Annotated in this window: 3 protein-coding genes, 1 pseudogene and 1 riboswitch; of the genes and pseudogenes, 3 read left to right on the top strand and 1 reads right to left on the bottom strand. The window is 68.9% G+C overall.

What is annotated here, in order from left to right:
- Window positions 1-75: 75 nt before the first annotated feature.
- Window positions 76-1,086, bottom strand: coding sequence for a polyprenyl synthetase family protein (locus tag ACFWYS_RS00675; protein WP_384761741.1), 1,011 nt, complete (start codon window positions 1,084-1,086; stop codon window positions 76-78).
- A 207-nt stretch (window positions 1,087-1,293) separates the two neighbouring features.
- Between ACFWYS_RS00675 and ACFWYS_RS00670 the strand changes: the two genes are divergently transcribed.
- From ACFWYS_RS00670 to ACFWYS_RS00660, 3 genes and pseudogenes are all read left to right on the top strand, one after another.
- Complete coding sequence (locus tag ACFWYS_RS00670; protein ID WP_384761739.1) at window positions 1,294-1,875, top strand: hypothetical protein; 582 nt, start codon at window positions 1,294-1,296, stop codon at window positions 1,873-1,875.
- A pseudogene (locus ACFWYS_RS00665) lies at window positions 1,835-2,135 on the top strand (CocE/NonD family hydrolase); the annotation flags it as partial. The gene ACFWYS_RS00670 and the pseudogene ACFWYS_RS00665, both read left to right, overlap by 41 nt.
- 426 nt (window positions 2,136-2,561) lie before the next feature.
- A riboswitch (cyclic di-AMP (ydaO/yuaA leader) is annotated at window positions 2,562-2,727 on the top strand.
- Window positions 2,728-2,732: 5 nt separating this feature from the next.
- Window positions 2,733-3,464 (top strand): LysM peptidoglycan-binding domain-containing protein, encoded by a 732-nt coding sequence (locus tag ACFWYS_RS00660; RefSeq protein WP_384761737.1) that lies wholly within the window; start codon window positions 2,733-2,735, stop codon window positions 3,462-3,464.
- Window positions 3,465-3,633: the final 169 nt, after the last annotated feature.

Raw genomic sequence — 3,633 nt, 5'->3', positions numbered from 1 at the left:
CCCTGGTGGGGTCGAAGGGGCGAAGCCCCTGCGGATGGGACGGGTAGGGGCGGCGGGGGCGAGAACCCCCTCACCTCACCCGGCCCGATGCACCACCGCGTCGCACAGCTCCATCAGCGCGGCCTTGGCGTCAACGTCCGGCAACGGCGCCAGCGCGGCCCGCGCATCCTCCGCATACCGCACCGTGTCCCGCCGAGCCTGCTCCAACGCCGGATGCACCCGAAGCTGAGCCAACGCCTCCGCAAGCCGCGCGTCGTCACTCAGATCGGAGTCCAGCAGCTCGCGGAGCGCGACATCCTCCGCCAGCCCCAACCGCTCGGCCCGCTCCCGCAACCGCAGCACGGGCAGCGTCGGAATCCCCTCCCGGAGATCCGTCCCCGGCGTCTTGCCGGACTCCCGGGATTCACTCGCGATGTCCAGCACGTCGTCCGCCAACTGGAAGGCGACGCCCAGCCGCTCCCCGTACTGGGTCAGCACATCGACGACCGTCTCGTCGGCGCCCGACATCATCGCCCCGAACCGGCACGACACCGCCACCAACGACCCGGTCTTCCCGCTGAGCACATCGAGGTAGTGCTCCACCGGATCCCGCCCGTCCTGCGGCCCCGCCGTCTCCAGGATCTGCCCGGTGACCAGCCGCTCGAACGCCTCGGCCTGCACCCGCACCGCCTCGGGCCCGAGGTCGGCGAGGATGTGCGACGCGCGCGCGAACAGGAAGTCCCCGGTCAGCACGGCAACCGAGTTGTCCCAGCGGGCGTTCGCGCTGTCGACCCCGCGCCGTACCGCCGCCTCGTCCATCACGTCGTCGTGGTACAGCGTCGCCAGATGGGTCAGCTCCACCACCACGGCCGACGGCACGACGCCCGGTGCATAGGGGTCCCCGAACTGGGCAGTGAGCATCACGAGCAACGGCCGGAACCGCTTTCCCCCCGCTCGCACCAGATGCTGGGCTGCTTCGGTGATGAAGGGGACCTCACTCTTGGTGGCTTCGAGCAATCCCTCCTCGACAGCCGCCATTCCGGCCTGGACATCGGCTTCCAGAGCCTGGTCCCGCACGCTCAGCCCGAACGGCCCGACGACGGTCACGAGGGGTCTCCTGTCTGCTGGTGTCCACTGGCGGTTACACGGTTTGTCGATAGGTCGCTGACATCACTCAAGTCAGCGTATCCGGTCACGTTTCGATCACCGATGCCGCCCACCCGTCCACGACGGGCGGTATCGGATCACGACCGGTATGTTTTTGATCACCTGATAAGGCCGCACATCTATCCATTTATATGGAAGTAGCGGCCGATGTCTCGTATCGACGTCGACATCGGGCCAGGCAGCGGACCCCCGCCCCGCGACGACCACGCCCTCTTCGGCCAGCCCAGAGGCCTGCTCACTGCCTCCTCCGACGGTATGGGCATGTCGGCCGGAACCTCCGTCTCCGTCGCCCCCACCCCCGTCGCTGCCCCGTCCGTCGCCGACGACCCGCTCGCCGACCGCGTGGCGGTGCCGACCGCCGCCATGACGCGGTCGGACCTCGGCCTGATCAGCCCGGGCACGGGGCCGCTCAAGCCCAATGCCGCCACCATGGCCGGCAGGCTGCCCCTCGGCCTGGTCCAGTACGCCGTCGGCCACCGCGACCTGGCCGGACGGCAGCATGCCGCCGCGGACCGGCCGACCGTGGACCGCTTCGGCGGCCTGCCGTTCCTGCTGACGGCGCTGCCGACGTCCGGGCACTCCTGGGACGACTACGTCATGCCCCTCTGGCCCCTTTCCCCCACCCTCGCCACCGGCATCCAGGCCGAGACCGTGAAGCTCTACGACGACGCCTCCCTGCCCGCCTACTTTGCGCATCCGTACGTCCTTCCCCTTCGATACGGCTCATGACGACCTGCGGATCCCGTTCCCGGACGGGACGCTGCTCCACGCGCGCGTGTGGCGCCCGCTGACGCACTCGGCGACGGAACTGGCCGGGTGGCATGTTCGGCATCTCCTGGGGCGGCTTCAGCTCCCTCCAGATCGCGGCCCTCACGCCCGAGCCGCTCAAGGCGATCGTCACGGTCCGCTCCACGGACGATCGCTATGACAACGACGCGCACTACATGGGAGGTTCCGTCCTCGCGGTCGACATGCGCGCCTGGGGCGCCTGACGGTCGACCCCCGCTACGGCGGCACGCGCGTGCACCCCGACGGAATGGAGTTCACCGTGGCGTTCTACCTGGAGGGCGAAGAGGTGCTTTTCCGTCAGACACGGGAGAAACGGACTCCACGGACAGCCGGATAACGGCGAGTTGGAGCCATTGCCCGATTTGCCGCTCTTGTGGATGCCAGTGAGTTGAGTCACGCGGCGAGGGCGACACGCCCGGCCCGGCGCACCCCTTCCCCCCTTGCATCAAGCCCAAGTTGAGACTTGGCAACCGCAAAGGATCAAGCGCCCCATACACACCAGACCATGGTCAACCGGCACGACAGGCACCCATGACACTTGTTCCGGGCATGTGCTCTCGCATACGTTCCCGCTCGTCGGGCGGACGCCGAATCCTGCCGCCGCCCGAGTCACCCACCCACCCACGCACTCACACACGCACGGCAGGAGCGGGGGACCCAGGTAAGTCGCCGGACCGGCCGCCTTGATGGCGCACCGGAGCGGCTCGGGGTGAAGTCGCGCCGCCACAGGCGCGACCGGGCACCTCCCCGCCCGAACCCGACAGCTCACCTCGCAGGCGTCGGAGAGGAACAGCGCCATGCCCCGAGGCAAGCACCGCCGCCCCCGCACCAATCCGCTCACCCGCCACGTCATCGTCGCCGGAACCGGCACCGCCGCCCTCGCCCTCCCGCTCCTGAGCGCGACCACCGCGAGCGCCGCCGAGCCGGTCCAGACCGCCACCACGGCGAAGACCGGGACCATCACCTACACCACGAAGAAGGGCGATTCGCTCTACGGCATCGCCGACCGCTACGACGCCCAGGGCGGCTGGCGGCAGCTCTACAAGGACAACCGCAAGGCCGTCGGCGACAACCCCCGGCTGATCCACCCCGGCGTCGATCTGAAGGTCCGGGCGACGAAGAAGGCGAGCACGACGGCTGGCAAGGCGTCCGCGCCCGCCAAGAAGTCCGCCGTCGCCAAGGCCACCCAGGCCTCCGTGAAGTCGTACCCGGACAACCTCGACGGCTGGATCCGCAACGCCCTGGACATCATGGAGCAGAACGGAATTCCCGGTTCATACAACGGCATTCACCGCAACATCATGCGTGAGTCGTCCGGCAACCCGGGCGCCATGAACAACTGGGACTCCAACGCTGTCGCGGGCACCCCGTCCAAGGGCCTTCTGCAGGTCATCGACCCGACCTTCGCGACCTACCACGTGCCGGGTACGGTGTTCGACCCCTTCGACCCGGTCGCGAACATCGTGGCCGCGTGCAACTACGCGGCCGCACGCTATGGCTCGATCGACAATGTGAACGGACCTTACTAGGCCAACGGCCAACCAATCGGGGCAATAGCCCCACTTTGAGCAAAAGGGGCTTATTAGGCAAAGTCGGCCAGGCTGCTCGTGAAGAGTCGTGGGGGGGGGGGGTGGGTGGGGGGTGGGGGGTGGGGGGAGAGGGGTTGTGATGGGGGGGGGGCGGGGGGGGGCGGAGTGT

It is taken from the genome of Streptomyces sp. NPDC059010 (genome assembly GCF_042740355.1).
GTDB lineage: Bacteria > Actinomycetota > Actinomycetes > Streptomycetales > Streptomycetaceae > Streptomyces.
This window is presented reverse-complemented; position numbering and strand designations above follow the sequence as displayed.